At 56.5% G+C, this 4,236-nt stretch carries 4 protein-coding genes and 1 pseudogene; all 5 read left to right on the forward strand.

Annotation, left to right across the window (positions count from 1 at the left end):
- A partial coding sequence (locus ABYV26_RS21905) for an ABC transporter substrate-binding protein (protein WP_372683487.1) occupies nt 1-519 on the forward strand: 519 nt, incomplete at its 5' end.
- A gap of 82 nt (nt 520-601) precedes the next feature.
- Nucleotides 602-1,495, forward strand: a complete 894-nt coding sequence (locus ABYV26_RS21910) for a branched-chain amino acid ABC transporter permease (RefSeq protein ID WP_372683488.1) — start codon at nt 602-604, stop codon at nt 1,493-1,495.
- Nucleotides 1,495-2,538, forward strand: coding sequence for a branched-chain amino acid ABC transporter permease (locus ABYV26_RS21915; RefSeq protein WP_372683489.1), 1,044 nt, complete (start codon nt 1,495-1,497; stop codon nt 2,536-2,538). Before ABYV26_RS21910 ends, ABYV26_RS21915 begins: the two co-directional genes overlap by 1 nt.
- Nucleotides 2,535-3,320, forward strand: a complete 786-nt coding sequence (locus tag ABYV26_RS21920) for an ABC transporter ATP-binding protein (RefSeq protein WP_372683490.1) — start codon at nt 2,535-2,537, stop codon at nt 3,318-3,320. The genes ABYV26_RS21915 and ABYV26_RS21920 overlap by 4 nt, the downstream gene beginning before the upstream one ends.
- 55 nt (nt 3,321-3,375) lie before the next feature.
- Nucleotides 3,376-3,802 (forward strand): annotated as a pseudogene (locus ABYV26_RS21925) (ABC transporter ATP-binding protein); the annotation flags it as partial.
- Nucleotides 3,803-4,236: the final 434 nt, after the last annotated feature.

Here is a 4,236-nt window from a genome sequence, read left to right on the forward strand (position 1 = left end):
CAGCTGACCGAAATCATCAGCAAAAAACCCGACCTGCTGTTCATCCCCTCCTACTTTGCCGAAGGGGCCATTATCATGAAGCAGGCCAACGAACTGGGCGCCGCGTTCAAGATTATGGGCGGAGACGCCATGGACAACCCCAAAATCGTCGAGATCGGCGGCAAGGATGTTGAAGGCTTCATCCACACCACCTTCCCCTACGACCCGTCCATGAAGGAGATGAATCCCGTTGCCCGCAATTTCACCGACAACTGGACGAAACTGCATCCCGACAAGGAACCCAACGTCAACGCCGCATTAGGCTATGACTCCTACGTGATCGTGCTGGATGCCATCAAAAGGGCCGGCAGCCTCGACAACGAAGCCATTACCAAGGCCCTGGCAACCACCAAGGGCTTTGAAGGCGTTACCGGGTCAACCACCATCAACGAGACCCACGACGCTGAAAAGCCGGTGGGCCTGGTTGTGATCAAAGACGGTAAGAAAACGTACATCGGGAGCATCACCCCCGAGCTATAAGCGTAATGATGATAGGTACAAGGGGGGGAAGCCGCCGGGCTTCCCCCCCCAAATTCTGAACGTTTGACGATAGGAGCTGGGCATGAGCTTGGCCATGTTCTTACAGCACGCGCTGAACGGCCTGACCCTTGGAAGCCTTTACGCCTTGATCGCCATCGGCTACACCATGGTCTACGGCATCCTGCGGCTGATCAATTTTGCCCACGGCGAAATCTTCATGTTGGGGGCCTATTTTGTCTTCTGGGCCGTTACCCTGTTTCACCTGCCCTGGCCGCTTGCTATCGTCGGGGCCATCCTGGTGACGGCCAGTGTCGGCGTCTTTGTCGATCGGGTGGCCTATCGGCCCTTGCGTGACGCGCCCCGCATTTCGGCCCTGATCAGTTCCATCGGCGTCTCCTTTTTCCTGCAGAATCTGGCCATTGTCGTCTTTTCGGCCATTCCGCGGGCGGTCTACCGGCCCGCTTGGCTGGAAGATGTCATCGTGGTCGGCAACGTGCGCATTCTGCCGCTGACCCTGTTTGTTCCCATCTTGTCTTTTCTGCTCATGCTCGGGTTGATCTATATTGTCTATCAAACCAAACCGGGACTGGGTATGCGGGCCATCTCCAAAGATATCGAGACCAGCTATATCATGGGGGTCGAGGTCAATCGGGTCATCGCCTTGACCTTCGGTATCGGATCCGCCCTGGCTGCCGCCTCCGGAATCATGTGGGCCCTGCGCTATCCGCAGCTGCAGCCCGTCATGGGCGTCATCCCCGGCTTCAAGGCGTTTATCGCGGCGGTTTTCGGCGGCATCGGATCGATCCAGGGCGCAGTGATTGGGGGACTCATACTCGGTTTTGTCGAAATCCTGGTGGTGGCCTTCTTTCCGGACCTGGCCGGATACAGGGATGCCTTTGCCTTTATCCTGCTCATCTTCATCCTTTTGTTCAAGCCCACGGGGTTGTTCGGTGCGAAACTGGAGGACAAGGTATAATGGACCGCAAAACAAAAATTATCCTCAATTTGCTGACGGTGGCGGTTCTGGGCGTCATTCTCTGGCTGGCCAAAGGCCACCTGGACGGCTATAAGATCCAAATTCTCAACCTGATTGCCATCAATATCATCCTGGCCCTCAGCCTGAACCTGATTTACGGGTTTACCGGCATGTTCAGCCTGGGCCACGCCGGGTTCATGGCCATCGGCGCCTATGTCTGTTCAATTCTGATCATGACCCCTGATCAAAAGGAGATGCTTTTCATTCTCGAAGCACCCTACGCCTGGGTCCAGGCTGCCCAGGCGCCGTTTTTCGTGGCCGTACTGCTCGGTGGCCTCATCGCCGCGATTGCAGGGATCATCGTCGGCATTCCGCTGCTGCGCCTGGGGGACGACTACCTGGGCATCGCCACGCTCGGATTTGCCGAAATTGTGCGCGTGTTTGCCAACAACCTGCCCCGGCTCACCAACGGGGCCCTGGGTTTCAAGGGGATCCCGGACTACGCCAATATCTGGTGGAATTTCGGCTGGTGTCTGTTGACCCTCTATTTTGTCATGCGCATCGTCAACAGCAATTTCGGCAACACCCTCAAGGCGATTCGCGACGACGAAACGGCTGCCGCCGCCATGGGTATCAATGTCTTCAAATACAAACTGATATCCTTTGCCATGGGTGCTTTTTTTGCCGGGGTGGGCGGTGCGCTGCTGGGCAGCCTGCTGACCACCATCGATCCCAAGATGTTCCTTTTTATCCTGACCTTCAACATCCTGATGATCGTCGTGACCGGCGGTTTGGGGTCCATCACCGGGTCCGTTCTGGGAGGCATCGGCATCACGATCCTTTTGGAATGGCTGCGCTTTGTGGAAAACCCGATCAGCATCGGCGATTTTTACATCGCAGGGGTTCCGGGTATGCGCATGGTGGTCTTTTCCCTGGCCCTGTTACTGATCATCCTGTTTCGCCGCGAGGGACTCATGGGAACCCGCGAAATTACCTGGGAAGGACTGGCCGGCAGGATCGGAAAGCGAGGTGAACCGAAATGAAACCGGAAACCATCCTGGAAACCAAAGCGCTGACCATGCGTTTCGGCGGACTGACGGCCGTGGGAAATTTCAGTGTAGGGATAGCCAAAGGCAGCATTGTCGGGCTTATCGGTCCCAACGGTGCCGGGAAAACCACCTGCTTCAACATGATCACCGGTTTCTATACCCCCAGCCATGGGAACGTCATTTTTCAAGGGCGGGACATTACCGGAAAACCGCCCCACCTGGTGTGCAAAAGCGGTATCGCACGAACGTTTCAGAACATCCGCCTTTTTAAAAACGAGACCGTGCTGGAAAATGTCATGATCGGCTGCCATCTGCGCCAGAAAACCACTTGGTGGCACGCCCTGTTCAGCCTTCCCGCCAGCCTGCGTGAAGAAAAAGCCATCCAAGAAAAATCCATGGACCTGCTCGAGGTGGTGGGACTGCGCGACCTGGCCGGCGAAAAATCCACCAGCCTGCCGTACGGGGCCCAGCGCCGGCTGGAAATTGCCCGTGCCCTGGCCACGGATACGGCCTTTTTGCTGCTGGATGAACCGGCGGCCGGCATGAATCCCAATGAAACACGGGATCTGATGACATTCATCCGCCAGATCCGCGACCGGTTTGCCTTGACCATCCTGCTCATCGAACACGACATGAAGGTGGTGATGGGCATCTGCGAGCATATCTGGGTTTTGGATCATGGCGAGACCATTGCCCAAGGCTCGCCGGATCAGATCAAGGCCGACCCCAAGGTGATCGAGGCCTATCTCGGAGAGGAGGCGGTTCAAAGTGCTTAAGATTCAGGATCTCAATATTTATTATGGGGGTATCCATGCCTTAAAAGGCCTTACCATGGAGGTTCCCCAGGGCAAGATCGTCACTCTGATCGGTGCCAACGGTGCCGGCAAAAGCAGCACGCTGAGAGCCATTTCAGGCCTGATCAAAAACAAATCCGGTACGATCAGCTATAAGGGCCAGGACATCACCCACATGGGTCCGGTGGATGTGGTCAAAGCGGGTATCGTCATGGCGCCGGAGGGCCGTAAAATATTCGCCCACCTGTCCGTGCGGGACAACCTGATGCTGGGGGCTTACAGCCGCGATGACAAAGCCGGCATCGCCAAGGACCTCGAATGGGTTTTCGGCCTTTTCCCAATCCTGCTGGAACGCAAGGACCAGAAGGGTGGCCTTCTCTCCGGTGGCGAGCAGCAGATGCTGGCTTTGGCAAGGGCGCTGATGAGTTCTCCGGAGCTGATCATGCTCGACGAGCCCTCCCTGGGCCTTGCCCCCAAGCTGGTCAAAGAGGTGTTCGACATCATCACGGCGATCCACCAGCAGGGTAAAACCGTGCTGCTGGTGGAGCAAAATGCCTATGCCTCCCTTAAAATTGCCGATTATGCCTATGTGCTGGAGGTCGGTTCGGTGGTTCTGGAGGGAACCGGTGAAGCGCTGATTTCAGACAGCCGGGTGAGGGAGGCTTATCTGGGCGGGTAAACATTGATCGCGTCCATCCATAAAGGGCGACTTTCGACCCGGGGCGGCGTTCTCGTTCACTTTCAATCCTCGGAATAGTCATGCCATGCCTGTGGTTGAAAATTCACTCGGGCCTCGCCCCGAACCAAAACCCACCCTTTCTGGACGAACCCGTGGGGCCATGTAAAAGGAGCAGTTATGCAGTATCTCAAAAAGGACGACCCCCAGATCGCCGCACTG

Source organism: Desulfosarcina sp., from assembly GCF_041551955.1.
GTDB lineage: Bacteria > Desulfobacterota > Desulfobacteria > Desulfobacterales > Desulfosarcinaceae > Desulfosarcina.

What these genes read in the sequence shown, in the direction of transcription:
- ABYV26_RS21910 (WP_372683488.1), top strand. Translation starts at nt 602, where the DNA reads ATGAGCTTGGCCATGTTCTTACAGCACGCGCTGAACGGCCTGACCCTT.
- ABYV26_RS21915 (WP_372683489.1), top strand. Translation starts at nt 1,495, where the DNA reads ATGGACCGCAAAACAAAAATTATCCTCAATTTGCTGACGGTGGCGGTT.
- ABYV26_RS21920 (WP_372683490.1), top strand. Translation starts at nt 2,535, where the DNA reads ATGAAACCGGAAACCATCCTGGAAACCAAAGCGCTGACCATGCGTTTC.